Annotated in this window: 9 protein-coding genes; 6 read left to right on the top strand and 3 right to left on the bottom strand. The window is 53.1% G+C overall.

Features of this window, described 5'->3' with window-relative positions; all coding sequences use genetic code 11:
* The first annotated feature begins 119 nt into the window (after window positions 1–119).
* Window positions 120–3,356 (top strand): carbamoyl-phosphate synthase large subunit, encoded by a 3,237-nt coding sequence (gene carB, locus QEH52_RS04585; RefSeq protein WP_308948889.1) that lies wholly within the window; start codon window positions 120–122, stop codon window positions 3,354–3,356.
* Between the two features lie 143 nt (window positions 3,357–3,499).
* Entirely contained in the window at window positions 3,500–5,962 is a 2,463-nt protein-coding gene (locus QEH52_RS04590) for an FG-GAP repeat protein (RefSeq protein WP_308948890.1), read from the top strand.
* Window positions 5,963–6,098: 136 nt separating this feature from the next.
* Here the strand turns inward: QEH52_RS04590 and QEH52_RS04595 are convergent, their stop codons facing one another.
* Together QEH52_RS04595 and QEH52_RS04600 are read right to left on the bottom strand one after the other, a co-directional pair.
* Window positions 6,099–8,261: a glycoside hydrolase family 3 N-terminal domain-containing protein gene (locus QEH52_RS04595; protein WP_308948891.1), complete on the bottom strand. Its 2,163-nt coding sequence runs from the start codon at window positions 8,259–8,261 to the stop codon at window positions 6,099–6,101.
* A gap of 39 nt (window positions 8,262–8,300) precedes the next feature.
* Window positions 8,301–10,295, bottom strand: coding sequence for a beta-galactosidase (locus tag QEH52_RS04600; RefSeq protein WP_308948893.1), 1,995 nt, complete (start codon window positions 10,293–10,295; stop codon window positions 8,301–8,303).
* A gap of 265 nt (window positions 10,296–10,560) precedes the next feature.
* Here QEH52_RS04600 and QEH52_RS04605 point away from each other — a divergent pair, with 265 nt between their 5' ends.
* The 3 genes from QEH52_RS04605 to QEH52_RS04615 all read left to right on the top strand — a co-directional run bounded on the left by QEH52_RS04605 (window position 10,561) and on the right by QEH52_RS04615 (window position 13,195).
* Complete coding sequence (locus QEH52_RS04605; protein ID WP_308948894.1) at window positions 10,561–11,595, top strand: helix-turn-helix domain-containing protein; 1,035 nt, start codon at window positions 10,561–10,563, stop codon at window positions 11,593–11,595.
* A 77-nt stretch (window positions 11,596–11,672) separates the two neighbouring features.
* Complete coding sequence (locus QEH52_RS04610) at window positions 11,673–12,380, top strand: hypothetical protein (RefSeq protein WP_308948895.1); 708 nt, start codon at window positions 11,673–11,675, stop codon at window positions 12,378–12,380.
* Window positions 12,381–12,508: 128 nt separating this feature from the next.
* Window positions 12,509–13,195, top strand: coding sequence for a PEP-CTERM sorting domain-containing protein (locus QEH52_RS04615; protein ID WP_308948896.1), 687 nt, complete (start codon window positions 12,509–12,511; stop codon window positions 13,193–13,195).
* 421 nt (window positions 13,196–13,616) lie between these two features.
* Here QEH52_RS04615 and QEH52_RS04620 read toward each other — a convergent pair whose 3' ends face one another.
* Window positions 13,617–15,023, bottom strand: coding sequence for a glycoside hydrolase family 16 protein (locus QEH52_RS04620; protein ID WP_308948897.1), 1,407 nt, complete (start codon window positions 15,021–15,023; stop codon window positions 13,617–13,619).
* A gap of 161 nt (window positions 15,024–15,184) precedes the next feature.
* Here QEH52_RS04620 and QEH52_RS04625 point away from each other — a divergent pair, with 161 nt between their 5' ends.
* Window positions 15,185–16,834 carry a purple acid phosphatase family protein gene (locus QEH52_RS04625; protein WP_308948898.1) on the top strand — a complete coding sequence of 550 codons (1,650 nt, stop codon included), beginning with the start codon at window positions 15,185–15,187 and terminating at the stop codon, window positions 16,832–16,834.
* Window positions 16,835–16,948 lie beyond the last annotated feature (114 nt).

Consider the following 16,948-nt stretch of genomic DNA (forward strand, 5'->3'; position numbering starts at 1 on the left):
AGAATAATAGAACGCGTAGGCGGAATGGCCATTAGAAAAACGCGCTTCCCGATATCTTACTTTTAAGGGCTTATTCTTGCTTGCATGGGAGTGCAAAAAAAACAGCCTTGCGCCAATTTATGCCAAAACGCACCGACATACAGACTATTCTTATCATTGGTTCCGGCCCGATTGTAATCGGCCAGGCCTGCGAATTCGACTATTCCGGCACTCAAGCTTGTAAAGCGCTGCGTGAGGAAGGTTACAAAGTGGTGCTGGTTAACAGCAACCCGGCCACGATTATGACCGACCCCGAGTTTGCCGATGTCACTTACATCGAGCCGCTTACGGTTGACGCCCTGGAGAAGATCATTCTCAAGGAAAAGCCAGACGCCCTGCTCCCCACCCTCGGTGGCCAGACGGGACTGAACCTTTCGATGGATCTGCACGATGCGGGCATTCTCGAAAAGTATGGCGTGCAAATGATCGGCGCCAAGCCGGAAGCCATCATCAAGGGCGAGGCGCGCGATATTTTCAAACAGGCCATGCTTAAGATCGGCCTGGACGTGGCACGCTCGGCTACCGTCAATAACCTGGCGGACGCGCTCAAGGCGGCTGACGAGTTGATCGGTGACTTCCCCATCATCATTCGCCCCAGCTTCACGCTCGGTGGCTCTGGCGGCGGGATCGCTTATAATCGCGAAGAATATGAGCGCATGGTGCAAAACGGCCTCGATATGTCGCCCACCACCGAAGTGCTGGTCGAAGAGTGCTTACTCGGCTGGAAGGAATACGAGATGGAGGTCATGCGCGACCACAAGGATCAGTGCGTGGTCATCTGCTCGATTGAAAATTTCGACCCGATGGGCGTCCACACCGGTGACTCCATCACGGTGGCACCGGCCATGACGCTGACGGATAAGGAATACCAGCTGATGCGCGATGCATCCTTCGCATGTATCCGTGAAGTCGGCGTGGAAACAGGTGGCTCGAATATCCAGTTCTCGGTCAACCCCAAGAATGGCCGCATGGTCGTGATCGAAATGAACCCGCGCGTTTCGCGTAGTTCGGCGCTGGCGTCGAAAGCAACGGGCTTCCCCATCGCAAAGATCGCGGCTAAGTTGGCTGTCGGCTATAGCTTGGACGAGCTGCAAAACGACATCACGCGTGAAACTCCGGCCAGCTTCGAGCCGACGATCGACTACGTGGTGACGAAGATCCCTCGTTTCACATTCGAAAAATTCATCGGTGCCGACACGACATTGACTTCTGCCATGAAATCGGTGGGCGAAGCCATGGCCATCGGCCGCACCTTTAAGGAGTCCTTCCAAAAAGCTCTACGCTCGCTGGAAATCGGCGCCAAGGGCTTTGTCGGCCCGGCTAAATTTGCAGAGAAAATCACCGATATGCAGGCCATCCGCCAAGGCATCTCGATTCCAACTTGCGAACGTGTCTTCTGGTTGCGCCACGCGTTACTCAATGGCATGACCGACGAAGAGATCTTCGAAGCCTGCGCACTGGACCCATGGTTCATCGATCAACTCCGTCAGCTAGTCGACATCGAGCTCGAACTTTCTAAGAGCAGCCTGCCCAAGCTCGACGCGGAGCTCATGAAGAGCGCCAAGGAAGCTGGCTTCAGTGATGCGCTGATCGCGGATCTGGTCCACTCCAACCGCCAAGCGGTGCGCAAACGCCGCGAGAAGCTCGACGTGATGACCAACTATCGACTGGTCGACACCTGTGCAGCCGAGTTTGAAGCTTTCACGCCCTACTACTACTCTTCCTACGGCTCCGAGAATGAAATCTCAGTGACCGACAAGAAGAAGATCATGATTCTAGGCGGCGGCCCCAACCGAATCGGTCAGGGCATCGAGTTCGACTACTGCTGTGTGCACGCTTCCTTCGCACTACGCGAGGCAGGCTACGAGACCATCATGGTCAACTCCAACCCCGAGACAGTCTCCACCGACTACGACACCTCGGATAAACTCTTCTTCGAGCCACTCACACTCGAAGACGTGCTTGAGATTTACTATCAGTCCAAGTGCGATGGTGTGATCGTGCAGTTTGGCGGCCAAACTCCGCTCAACCTCGCCACCGAGCTAGAAGCTCACGGCGTGAACATCATCGGCACCTCGCCTTCGATGATCGACGCCGCCGAAGACCGTAACCTCTTCCGCGACATTCTCGACCGCGTCGGCCTCAAGCAGCCAGAAAACCGCATCGCTAACTCACTGGAGCAAGCCTACGAGCTAGCAGGTGAGATCGGCTTCCCGATCCTGCTTCGCCCCTCCTTCGTCTTAGGTGGTCGCGGCATGTTCATCGTCTACGACATGGACGAAATGAAGAAGATCGTGCGCGAAGTGTTCGACGTCGCTCCAGGCACTCCCGTGCTGCTCGACAAGTTCCTCGAAGATGCGTATGAGCTCGACGTAGACTGCATCTCCGACGGCGAGACCACCGTGATTGGCGGCATGCTGCAACACGTCGAATTCGCAGGTGTGCACTCCGGCGACGCCGCGATGGTCATGCCTCCGCACACACTCTCCGAGTCGATTCTAGAGACAGTTCGCACCGCGACCTACGCGCTAGCCAAAGAGCTGCAAGTGGTCGGCTTGATGAACATACAATACGCGATCAAAGACGACGAACTTTACATCATCGAAGTCAACCCGCGTGCCTCCCGCACCGTGCCCTTCGTGTCTAAAGCGATCGGCGTGCCTCTCGCGAAATTGGCCTCCCGCATCATGGCCGGCGAAAAGCTCGTCGACCTCGGCTTTACCGAAGAAATCATTCCTCCCTACTGGGCGGTTAAAGAGTCCGTCTTCCCCTTCAACCGCTTCCCTGGCGCTCCCATCATGCTCAGCCCGGAAATGCGCTCCACAGGTGAAGTTATGGGACTCGATAAGGACCTCGGTGTCGCCTTCGCAAAATCACAGATGGCGGCCAAGCCTGCGCTGCCCGATTCTGGCGACGTCTTCATCAGCGTCAAAGACGGCGACAAAGAGCGCGCAGTCGGAATCGCCAAGGGACTCAGCGAGCTCGGCTTCGGCATTCTGGCCACAGCCGGCACAGGTAAGCTCTTCAAGGAAAACGGCATCGAAGTCAAAAACGTCTGCCGCCTGAGTGAAGGTCGCCCCAACGTGATTGACCTGATCAAGAACAACAAAGTTTGCCTGATCATCAATACACCGCAAGGCACCGTGCCACGTCAGAACGAAAACGAAATTCGCACCGAAGCGGTGAAGCACAATATCTGCATCATGACCACCATCTCGGCCGCCTCTGCAGCCGTTGACGGCATCAAAGCGATCCGCGAGAAAGGCTACGAAGTGCGCTCGATCCAAAGCTACAGCCAAGAAGCGAATCCAAAGTAAGGAATCGCTAGCCCTTATATAATCGTCACTGCAGACAGAATTCAATCGACGGACTGCCTAACGAAAGTTAGGCAGTCTTTATGTTTATAAGAGTCTTACTACTTTTAGCAGCGATATGCTGCCTTAACGCATCCTCATGGGATATGATTGGAGGCATCGGCTGGGGCACAATCGGCTGGGACGAATGGGTGGCAGGCGATACTGCCAGCTTAATGGAACTGGAGGAATCGACTATATATGCTCCCGACGACGCGTCAGAGGGTCCTTACTTCACGACCTATACAGGCACAAACTATTCCTTAGAAGGTAGTGTTATATTCTGGGGGCTCGACGATTGGGTCAATGAAGACAGCTCGGAGCAGAGCTATGAAATCGAGTTGATCAATGCCCCTGCAAACCTACAGGTTCATCCAATAAACTCCAGCTACGAGAGCAAATACCTCATAAGCTGGACAGCTCCAAACGTCCCCACAGCCACGGAGTATACATTTACAGTAAGTGTCACCATCTATTATGCTGAGGAAATCACCGAAGAGCTACAAGGCACAATCACTCTAACTGTGCTCCCCGCACTCCCCCATATATCCAACAGCAACCTACTCACACAGGGATTTCGCATCCAGGATGACCCAGAAGATATTTATGAGCTGCAACTAGAGGTGGGCGATCCAGATGAAAGCTCCAGCGCAAGTCAGCTGACACTGGAGACGCAAGATCCACGCTTCAGTTTTGAACGTGTCGTCACTGAGTATTGGTCGAATTGGGTCTTTGAATGGAACGATGCCTATCCAGCACCTCAGGTTTCCGAGCTCGTGCCACTACGCTTTTGGATGCGCGATCTGCATGACTCCCAAGAGCGTTGGACACTGAGCGAGCAAGAGCTCATGATCTTTGGCTACGACTATGAACGGGCCCACATCGATGCGCCCGCCCCCGCCGAAGAAGCTTACTTCGGAAGTGCCATAGAGCTGATGCAGCCACAGATCGGCCTGCCCGTGACCGCATTCATTCAGGAGGCAGACTCACGCCAGGTGCATATTTATGAGCAATCGGCTGCAAACGGGACCTGGCAACACACGCAAGCTCTAGTGAGCCCGGTAGAAGAGGTCGACTTCGGAGCCTCGATCACATCCTATGCAGACTTACTCGTCATCGCCGCCCCCGAGAGTGATTTTCCCCTAAACTGCCGAGTCTTTATCTATCAACGTGCCAGCGAAACGGGGCAATGGTCCCTGCTGCAAACCTTAATACCTGATAATGAAGATCAAGCCGCGGCCTTCGGCGGCACAGTGGCCTTGGATCAGACGCCCATCGGCCCCAGCCAATATATTTACACACTGATGGTATCAGCCGACCAAGCACTCACAGATGATGTAGCGACCGGAGCCGTATGGGTCTACGAAGCCAGCGACACGAGCACCCCGGTGTTCAGTAAAACTCAGATTATCGTGCCCCACGACGCCGAAGAGGATGACTATTTTGGCTGGCCTCTAGCACTCCATGGTGAGCTCGCCGCGATCCCTTCTAACGAAGACGACGACCTCAGCAAAAACTCTGGCGCAGTCTACGTCTACCGACGCCAGACAAGCTCTGGACAATGGCAACTGGAGCAAAAGCTCAAGGCCGACGATGCCGACTACGACGATCTATTCGGCGAGCGTGTCGCCATCTCAGATCACGGCATATTTGTCTCCGCCTTCCGCAAGTGGCAAGGCAACACCCCGCTCGGGGCCGTTTATCAATTTGAGTATGAAGGCGGCACTTGGGCTCAAACACGCCGTATCCGCACGGTCGAAGAAGCAAGCATGGATGAATACATCCAATGGGACTACAGCGCATACCTGCGTCAAATATATACAGTCAAACACTTCGGCTCCTCCCTCATCGCCGAAGGCGACACAGTCCTCATCGCAGGACTGCGACAAGGCTACGGATGGACTGCGATGGATCGCTCCATGGTCTATCAATTCGAATGGGACGAAAGTGCCAACGATTGGCAAGAAGTGCGCGCACTCTGCAGTCGCGATAGCGACCAGCCCGACAAGCAAGGTGACTTAGGTAACAATTTTGGGAATGCACAAGCGCTCACAATGAAGGGCGACACCATTCTCGCAGGCGACCTCGGTCTGGACCTCACTGGCCTGCCCGACGCGGGGCGCGTCTACAGCTTTGCCCGCGCAGTCTCCACTGCCACAGCGACCGCGGCAGACCAGCAAACGTTTTTCGCAATGCTGGCCAGCCAAGCGCCCGGGCAGAGTGCTCCCACCGACGATGCCGATGGCGACGGCTGGCTCAATATAGTTGAATTTCACAGTGGGACCGATCCGATGCTCGCCAATCCAGCTCCACTCAGCTCGACCCAACATGTGGACTATCCACACTTACCCACCTTCTCCTTCCTCAGCTCACGGACGCACGCAGCAGCCCGCCCGCGGGTCATGTATTCACGCAACTTAGCGCCCGATTCATGGGCCGAACTCCCCAACGCACGCTACCTGCCCGACCTCAAACTCGGCGACTCGATGCAAAAAACCATCGATCTCAGCCCCTACCAAATCGACGAACAGCCACTTTTTCTACGCTTACAATATCCTATGGCCGAATAAGTACAGTCACTTAAAACCCTCAACTTGAAGAGAAAGACACTCTACAGCAAGATATCGAAGTATTGAATGGGGTCGCTTAGCCCCAAAACGCCGCCCAACACCACTTAAAAAAACTATAAGCCTCTGCTTTTACTCTTTATTCTACTAGCTCTAAACTGGCGTTCAGATCGGCGTTTGAATCGAGGCCGGCATAGAAAGTAAATTGACCGGGTTCGATCGTGAGCTCGCCCTGACGGTTATAAAACCCGAGGCGCTTGGTGGGGATGCGAACCTGCACGACTTGGCTCTCTGCGGCGGCCAAAGGCACCCAAAGGTGGTGACATAGGAAACGGGTGGGACGCGCGAGGCTGGCGACGTGATCGTGCGCATAGAACTGGAGTAGGGCTTTACCCGCGCGTGGACCTGTGTTGCTAACACGCAGGGAAAGCTCAACCGTCTCTGCATCGCATGGATAGGAGGACGCGTTCACACTGAGCTCTGCGACTTCAAAGGATGTATAGCTCAAACCGTAACCAAATGGTAGGCTGGGCTGGTCGACTTGATCAATATAACCATTGGACCATGGGCGACCGGTGGTCTTGCGATTGTAATAGATCGGGATTTGCCCAGTGGCACGTGGGAAGGTGATGGGCAAATGTCCACGGGGATCGTGGGCACCGGTCAGGGCATCAAACACCCCTGGGCCGGCTTGCACACCGCCGTGGAAGCTGTAGAGCACGGCATCGGCACAGCGCATGACACGCTCAATCAACAAGGGGCGACCGGCTGTGATGACGACGGTTAAGGGCAGCCCGATCGCGGCCAGTGATTCGACATACTCGACTTGCCCGGGCGGCAGGCTGAGGTCGGAAACACTAAAATGCTCACCGCCACGTGAGCTATCCTCTCCGATAAAGACTACGATTTGGTCGATCTGGTTGGACTTATGATTGTGCGCCATGGCGAGACCTTGATCCATCAAGGCGGGATCGTGGGTCACGTAAGCCTCACTCCCCCACTCGGCTGCAAATGCGGCTTGATAGGTCGTGACATCGCCGGGTTGGCCATCCATCGACCAGGTACCCAAGAGCGGAGCTTGTGCGTGCAGCAAGGGACCGGTGAGCAATGTCTTTCCACTGCTGCGCTGGAGTGGCAAGGTGGCGGCTCGATTCTTTAAGAGCACCGCACTTTCGGCGACTGCCCGGCGAGCCAGCGCTTGATCGGAAGCGTGAATCTCGAGCGCTTCGGGTTCAACAGGCGTGTAAGGATCTTCGAACAAGCCATACATCAACTTGACTCGTAAGACACGGCGCACGGCGTCATCCAAGCGCTCTGCAGAAACGGCCCCGGACTCTAACAGCGACTCCAAAGAGTCTAAGAAGCAGCGCGTCACCATCTCCATATCCATACCAGCGCTGAGCGAAATACGTGCGGCCTCGCGATGATTGGCGGCGATACCGTGCGAGATGAGCTCTTCTACGGCTGCCCAGTCACTGACTACAAAACCGGCAAATCCGAGTTCTTCTTTCAGTAATTCGGTAAGCAAGCGGTGGCTGCCAGAGGTGGTCTCACCGTTGAGCTCGTTGAATGAGCTCATCACAGTCATACAGCCACGATCCAGCACTTCGCGGAACGGAGGCATATACACATTGCGCAGACTGTGCTCAGTAATTTCTGTGGTCTCATAATCACGTCCGCCTTCGGAAGCTCCGTAACCAATAAAATGCTTCGCACAAGCGACTACGCGCTTGGATTGCTTCATTTGTTGCAATTCTGAACCTTGGTAGCCTTCGACGGCCGCGGCCCCGAGTTGTCCGGTCAAGTATGGGTCTTCGCCATAGCCTTCGACCACACGTCCCCAGCGAGGGTCACGTGCGATGTCGATCATGGGAGAAAATGTCCAATGCACTCCACGCGCGGAAGCTTCACGTGCAGCAGCAGTAGAGCACTCTTTGACTAGCTCAGTATCCCAAGCGCAGGCTTGCCCGAGTGGCACCGGCATGACTGTACGGCAGCCGTGTATAATATCTCGCCCGTAAATCATCGGGATGCCTTGCGGGCTTTCTTCAACTGCGATGCGTTGCAGTTCATTTAAATCGGCGACGCTCAAGGCGATCTGCTTCTCATTGCCCGCAAATGCAGTGGATGCGAGGATCAAGGACCCCACACGCCCAGCCCGGATGCGTGACTTGAGCTCCTCCAAATTTTCACATTCGGCCTTTTCTTGAAAGAGCTGCCCAATTTTCTCTTCCACGCTCAACATGGCAAGAATCGCATCAACGCGTGCTTCAATCTTAGGGTTTAATAATGTCTCTTTCATAGTATAAATGATACGCTCACTGAAATGAACCCGATCGTATTAGGAACGAATGACGGCGACTCCAAAGGGCTCGATTTGCAGAGTTCCGTCACAGCTCTGATCTGTCAAAATATTTTGCCCACAAGCTAAGGCGGTGACCTCCTTGGGCTCGGGATAATTATTCAACACAAAGGTCAAACGACGGTCCGCAGCATAGCGTTCGATGATACAAACATTCGTATCCGATCGCCCGAGCGGCTGCACGTCTGCCACATCACAGAGGCGCTGCATGAGCTCCATCGCGGAGGCTTCGTTCAAGAAAGTGCCGAGGTAGTAGGCCTTGCCTGCTCCAAATTCATTGCACGACAGACCCACGCAGCCCTCCGCGGCTTCCGTTTGCGGGTTCTGCTCGAAGTGCCAATGCGCGAGCGGCTCGGCATCGGTGCATTGAATAATCTCGTAATAATTCGCATCCATCTCGAGCCCTGCACCTTGCAGCTGCATGCGCCGGTGTTCTGTTTTGCCAAACTCCTCGACTGTGATCCCCAGCACCCGACTCAATAGGCCGGGAGGTGTTTGCTCGATGGCATGATTATTGACATCGCGCTGACCGCTGGTGGCAGTGACCAGTAGCACCCCACCCTGCGACACAAATGCTTCAATTTTCTCTGCACGTTCGGCATCCATCACAATCGCAGAAGGCACAATTAACAGCTTCAAACCAGCATAACTGTCGGCTTCATTCACATAGCCAACCGCCACTTTCTGACGCATCAATGTGCCTAAGAGCAACTCACGCTGCGCATCAGGTTGTGGGCGCGAAAAGCTGAGCACGCCTTGCGCGTGATCTTGCTCATAACTATGGCTGATGCCGACCTCGACGCGCTTAGTGGTGCCCAAAATGTCCGCACCAATCTTTTTCAGTTCCGCGCCTTCTTGTGCAAACTCTTCGAAACGGCGACGTGGCACATTGTCGTGATCCAAGATACCGTGCCAATGGATTTCCGCTCCGTAGCGACACGTGCGCCAACGGAAGTGCAACATACCATCCGCACCATGCGCAATCGATTGATAGGCCCACAAGCGCATGCGTCCCGGCTCAGGTGTGGGTTGTAAAAAGTCGATTTGCCCGCCTGGGCCGCCGCACTGCTCCGGCACGATGTAAGTACCGGTCGCTTGTCGGCAGCGCTCATTGAGCTGACTGCCGCCGATGAAGTCCTCCGGCTTGGTGCCCCAAAATGCAGGATACACATCGACCGCGAGGAAGTCTAAGTCCTCGGCAAATTTGTAATAATCGATATTGTAGAAGACACCATTGTGCGTGATCCACCAATCAGGATTTACCTCACGCAGAATCTCCACCTGTTCGCGTTGAAAGGCGGTGACAGAGTCGCTCAAAAAGCGACGAAAATCGAGCAGTGCACTGGGATTACAAGGTGCGGGCTGACGCCATTTTTTAGGGATCACGACTTGGTCAAAGTCATCGTATTGCTGACTCCAAAATAAGGTGCCCCAGGCATGGTTCAGCTTCTCGATGCTCTGATCGTAGCGCAGCGCGAGCCACTCACGGAAGCCCACTTGGCAACTCTCACAGTAGCACTCTTCCACATGGCAATAGAGCTCATTATCCGTCTGCCACCCGATGACAGCGGCATCGGCCTTAAAAGCCTCCGCCATCGCACGAGTAATACGGCGCGACTCGGCCCGAAAGCCGGGATTGTTGGTGCAACAATGCTGACGCGTGCCATGGGTAAAGGGCACATCGTTGATATCGACACGCATCCACTCGGGATGCTCCGCAGTCAGCCAACGCGGGGGCGTCGCCGTCGGCGTGCACAAAATCGAGTCGATCCCTTGCGCCTTCAAGCTGGCCACAGCCTCTTTAAATAAGCCAAAATCAAAGGCATCACGCGCGGGCTCCATCAATGTCCAAGCAAACTCTGCCATGCGCACCACATTCACATGAGCCTGCGCCATCAGAGCCGCGTCGGCTTGGATCCAAGAACGATCCCAGTGTTCCGGATAATAACAGGCACCGAAGAGAAAGTGATTCAATTTCGAAGGCCTCTGATGACGGGGTAAAGTATGTTGCTGCATGTGTGTATCTAGAATGTGGCAAGGCCTCGCTCGTTGAGGCAGATCACTACACTACAAAACTACAAAATCAAATCGATCAAATACACAGCGTATGCAGCGCTATTTGCAACAGTATGCGAGTTGATCCCTCACGCTCTAAAACATAAAAAATCATTAAATGAGAGTGCAAGCGTTTGCATGCTTTCAAAAAAGCATTCATAATAGCCTACATTAATTTCGTCACATGCCTAGAAACCTAACTTCGTACACTGTCGCGGCCAGAGCTGGAATACTCGAACTGATCAAGAATCAACCCGAGAACAAACCACTGCCCTCCCTTCGCCAACTTGCAGACGATTTTGATCTACACTCAACGACTATCTTTCGACTTTTGCACGACTTAGAAACCGAAGGTGTGGTATGGCAAGGCCCCTCGCGTCGTTTCTTTCCCGCCAGTGCCCAAAGCCATGCGCTTAAAGGCAAGCCCATCTGCTTCATCGGTCGCAACATCCAAGACTGGAGCCAACTCTATCAAGAGATTTTAGAAGGGGTCACCGAAGTATGCACCACCAATGGTAGCCCGCTCATCCTGCATTCTGCCCCCAACTTAGTACAAGTGCCCGTGCAACTAGAACCGGCAATCATCGCCACCGAAGAAGAGCAGCAGGCGGAAATGGCCAAGCTACTCAAGACCCTGCCCAAAGGCTGCGCTGGCTACATATTTGACCACCTCTGGTGCGATGCGGCCCTCAAACTCGTCCCCTTTCCGCGCAACCAGTGCATCCAATTACTCAGCGGCTCAGAAGAACATACCAAGGTCATCACACCCAACTATAGCGCAGGCGCCAAGCTCATTGCGGATTACGTCCAGTCACGCAAATTCAACCAAGTCTATCTGGTCGAGAGCACCCCCGAAGAGCCCCTGCTGCACCGTAGTGTGAACCAGATGCAAGAGACCCTGGCCAACCTCTCGACCCATGGACTGAACTTTTACGATGAAGAGGCCGTGCACGCATTAGTGCGCGAAATTCAGCCGCACAGCTGCTTTATCTGCACCGAAGATAATACCGCACTAGGCCTCGCCTCACGCATACGCGAGGCCGATCGCAAGACAGTCGAAATGGTCTCGATTCAAGGCACAGGCATCGTCACCGCGCCCCACACCCGCCTGCGCTACGACTACCGCAGGCTCGGTCGCTCGGCCGCATCCGGCATCTTACACGGCACCGCAATCAAGCAAATGGCCCCTCGCCTAGTCACGCAGCAGGAAGATGACTAAAAGTGTGTAAAAGAATCTAGTAGCCCCTATTCGCATCGCCCCACCACTTGACCGGTGACAGCTCCAGAGTAGGTTAAATGCCGATCATTCACAAGCAATCAGCATTGGACATATGCGCACAGGCACACACACCCACACACGCACGCACGCGGCTCGCCACTATCATTGCAATTCTCTGCACACAGGCGACTCTTCAAGCCGACACGATCATTTACCAAGACGGCCAAGTCAAAGGCACCCTATGGGCCAACGGTAGCATTGGAGTCGATCCGGAATTTCGCACGCCCGATAATCAGGCCACGATCAAATTCACGACTACTGAAGCATACGGCAACGGCGGCATCAATTTCTACGGCATTAGCGGCCCGCTCACCGTCCCTAAAAACCAAGCCACCCTCCGCGCGACCATCTACTCTGTGAATGCCAGCATGAATGGATTCGTAGTGCGCACCTCAGATGGCGAACAGAACTTTGATTCGAAACGTGGCCGCTGGTGGATTGACGGCGAACCCGGACAAACCAGCGACTTGTCTCAAGGCCAATGGCACACCTTGGATTTCGATTTAAGCAGCTATCCAAGCTTTAATCCCGGGCTGACGCAAATCGTAGGCGACGGCCTCACATTAAAAGTCAATGAGCCTGGAGCCACCGCTTACTTCGGCGAGATACGCCTGACCGAAGACGATGCGGGCCACTACGAAGACATCCCAGAACCAAGTACTTACAGCGCAATACTAGGCTTGACTTCGCTATTAATCGCAAGTCGACAAAAATCCCGTAAGTAGTTCGCACTCAGAGCGCAATCTATTCGCAACAAGCGCAAAATTGACCCTGAGCGATCCTTAGCACACATTATTCTACAAGCTGAGAATCTCAGTGACACTAAACCACACGAATAACCATTGATAATATAATGAAGATCAAACACTCACTCCTTGCTGCCACCACACTCGCCGCCGGTTCACTATCGGCACAGGTAACTTTCGATTTCAACGATACAGGCGACACAGAAGGCTTCGCAGTCAGCACAGCGACTAGTCTCTCACAGGATTCATTCAACGGAGGTAGTCTAAAAGTAACTGGCGCTCAAGGGGGAGGCGACTTTTATGAGTCCTCAACGCGAGCTGCTCAGGTTTCATTTGGAGCTTCATCGCCCCTGGCGGATGAACTTGCACTGGCATACGATTTTGGGGGAACCATCAGTTTTGATGTAACGATTTTTGAAAGTGACATTAATTGGGTCGACAGCGATCGTCCTGGAATACTCGAGTTCCAGCTCACTCTAAGCGGCACAGGTAATGACACTGAAATTGGATTATTAAGCGTCCCCAGCGTTGGCAATTCAGTGACAAAAACAGTATCCATGTCAATTGTCCAAGGCTCTGGCAGTCAATTTAACGGAACAAACGGCACCATCAACTTTGATGACGCTACATCCGGAAGCATTTCATTTGGATTCAAGGATCAAAATGACTTCATTAGCAGTGCGAGCTTCTACCTAGACAACGTAACTGTAACAGCTATCCCCGAGCCATCCACATTTGCCTCACTTGCTGGTCTCTTAGCACTTGGTGCAGCAGTGATCCGTCGTCGCAGCTAAGCGATCCATTTAAAGCTTATTTCACTAAGCCTCGAGAGCGCCACGCGCCTCGAGGCTTTTTTTATGTATCCACCCAAGAAGGCCCAAGGCTACTCTCAATGGAAGCAAGATGCCACACTTAACCAGACAGGCTCAAAACACTCACAACTATTCGCAACATACCAAAGCTTGCCGCCCAGGCGCAGCATCGGGCAGTATCGATACATACAAACTTTAAAGTCTTAGGACTTTTTTCATATAGGGTTATATAGGGTAAGCCCCGTCGCAGCAATGCGTCGGGGCTTTTTCTTGTCACACCTAAGCTAGCATGAAGCTGTTAGTTAACTAGTCTGAATACAAGAAAGGCGCCTTGATCTGCGCGCAAATCTGCCTGACAGATTCGCGGCGACCAAGACGCCTTGTGTGAAATCAAGTTTACTAATTACTTGGCATTCTTACGATACACACGCACGTAGTCGACGTAGGCATACGAAGGAAGTTTATCAGCAGCATTGTCCTCAAAGCGGCCAACTGCGTGTCCCCAGTGATTTTTGTTTCCCTTGGCGGGGTCGCCATTGGCAATCTCGACCGTCAGTCGAATGCCGTGCGTATCATCGGTTGAAATATACTGTTTATTACGGTTAATCCAATAAGGCTCACCATTCAGATAGTAGACTTGAATATCCTTGGTCCAATATAGGCCCCAAGTATTCCATACAGTTTCGTCAAAAGTTACGAGGCCATAAGGCTGTGGTGGTTTTATATTCATGCCACCATCCTTGATATGAATCGCAGCGTTAAATTTACTCATCACACTATAGTTTTCGCCCTCATAAGGCACATACTCCATCACATCAATTTCGGATCCGAGCGCAGCATCGCCGGCGTAAGGATTATCTGAGAAGAGCCAGAGCGCAAACCATGCAGCATGCGCTTTAAATTGTGAAACATTGGCGCGCCATTCGATAAAAATGCCGTCCTCGCCGGGGCCAAAAGTAATACTGTCTTCCTTACTGTAAGTGCCATCTTCAGAAGTCACTAAATAAGGAGCGAGTCGCTTCCCATCTTTGTAGCGTGTGCGCATGGTCAAATTTCCCTTGCCATCCAAGTAGGCCTCTTCGTGGGCCAAAGTGGAATCACGCCAAGTACCATCGTTTCTCCAAATCGCACCAGGGCGCCAATGCTCGGCCGGAGCGGCGCCCTTTTCACCGTCAAATTCATCGTTCCAAATTAAGGACCACTCATCGCCCAGTATAAACGCGTCCGTTTGCAGTTCGGCCTCGATCTGATGGGCGTCAGAGAACTGCACATCATCGATATACACCGGTGACATACTGCCTGCACTTGCAATCGACACAATGCCAACATGAGCCCAATACACATCCGACTTAAAAGCGGGATCCGCAGCATAGTCCCACATCACATGATAGCTCTTGCCGCCCTCGGCATACAGGTCCAATTCAATATCTTTAGTGATATCAAAAGTCGCCCCTCCACCTTGACCGCCATACATGCGTAATTGTAGCTTCGCCCAGCCTGAATCGGGCAGACTCGACTGTGGCACATATAGATCTATCGACAAGGTCGTCGATGTTTTGATCTGCGTCGTTAAGTCCTTGCGGTTAGCCAGCTGATTCCAAGCATGTCCTTTCGTGCCCGTCAGCTCGAGGCATTTAACGCCATCGGTTATGGCTGCAGCAGGCACACCCGCGCCCTGCTCCACGCTTCGTAAGGAAGAGCCCTCGGAGGACTCCCACTGGCTAATTGAACCTTCAAACGAATCCTGCCATGCATTGACAGAGGCAGCCGCGGCCAGACTGCTCAAGAGGATGGGTAGTATTTTTTTCATAAACGATAAAGTATGTGACAAGGACTTAGAGGCAGAGTTGCCCCATCATGCCAACAAGCTTAGCGAGCCTTATAAAATGAGGGCAAGGACGCACACGTTGCGAATAGCGGGCACACAAATATGACATTTCCTGCCACTTCTGAATCCTCTAAAAACTCACCATGACTTACCCTAAAATCAGAATTAGATTTCGCACACTCGCGAGCTCTTTAGCGATCTGCTTGACATTGACATGTGGCATTCACCTGAATGCTCGACCGCAGCATCTGGTGTTCACCTACCACGGTGACACCTCAACAAGCTTAACGGCAAACTGGCAAATTCTCGGTCCCAATGCAACGCCTGCTGGAGATGCAAATGTTTACTACGACACAGTCTCACACAATGGGGATCCAACCGCTTATGCCAATTCAGCAAAGGGGCTCGTCTCCACTATTGAGGGCTTAAATGACCGCACAATCTATCGAACTCAGATCGACAATTTACAGGCGGACACCTGCTATTACGTAATCGTCGGCAACACGGATCAAGGCTACAGTAAGGAAGTCAAAGTGCGCACGATTCCCAATGACGATAGCGAGCTACGTTTTGTCACCGGCGGCGACATGGGAACCAGCGATGCCACACGTATTTTACTGCGCCATGCGGCATCGCACGCGCCACAGTTTGCAGTGATTGGAGGCGACATCGCCTACGCAAATGGAAAGCTACAAAGCGTGAATGCATGGGACACATGGCTGAACTATTACACCGAGGAAATGGTCACCCCCGACGGTTTTCAGATCCCACTAGTGCTAGCCATCGGTAACCATGAAGTGCGCGGCGCGTATAACCAGCCAAAGTCCGCTGCCCCCTTTTTCTTCGGTTTCTTCGGGCAAGACCCCGAGCACAGTTACTTCACTCGCATGTTTGGCGAGAGCTTCGTTCTGCACGTGCTGGACACCGGGCACATCGCCTCCCACGAATCACAGGTGGATTGGCTCGTGCAACAGCTTGAAACGACTCGCTCAGTTAGGCATCGAGCTGCAGTTTATCATGTGCCGCTCTACCCGAGCCACCGCGACAAGATGACTTGGTATTCACAACAGGGGCGCACTTACTGGGCTCCACTATTCGACGAGTTTGAGCTCACCGTCGCCTTTGAGAACCACGATCATACCTACAAACGGAGCCACCCAATCAAATTCGGCGAGCCGACAGCCGATGGATCCGGCACGCTCTACCTCGGCGACGGTTGCTGGGGAAGAAGCCCCCGTGGCATCGACTACTTTGATCGAGACTACTTAGTTCAAAGCGGTAGCATACAGCACTTCTGGCTGGTGGACGTGAGTCCGAAAACCATGAAATATCGAGCCATCGACATCGATAATCGAGTCTTTGATATTTATCCCGCCAACGAAACAGAAGCCGCTCAAGCTCAACAAGTATTCAACCAAAAAGAGCAACTCTACGATCTCCCCGACGGTTCCGTCCACATCTCTAAAATGATGTGCGACTCCCCCATCTGGCATGCAGGACAAACGACAGTCACCCTCAAGAATGTCTTCGAGTTCCCAATAACCGCGCAACTCATTCCTTACTTCCCCAGTAATGTTCGCATTCAAAACGAAAGCGTGCTCCACACGCTCACACTACAAGCAGAAGAAAGTATCGAGCTCACCCTCGAGCTAAGCACCAACTCCGAGACAGGATACAAAACAGGGGAGATCAACTTTTATCTCGGCGTTCAATTACACTCGGCGGCAACAGACTCCAAACTTAGTTTCAAAAAGACCTTCGGCATTAAAGCTCAAACACCTGCAGAGAATTGATCCCCCTACGCCGAAAAATAGTTATACTCGATCCAGCTAGGCTGCCCGCATGCCATGCATACGAAGCTCAATCGCCCAGACATCGGTCGTATCCTCTATTTTGTAAGGCATCAG

Origin of the sequence: Thalassobacterium maritimum (genome assembly GCF_031127805.1) — a bacterium.
In the GTDB taxonomy this organism is placed as follows: Bacteria; Verrucomicrobiota; Verrucomicrobiia; order Opitutales; family Coraliomargaritaceae; genus Thalassobacterium; species Thalassobacterium maritimum.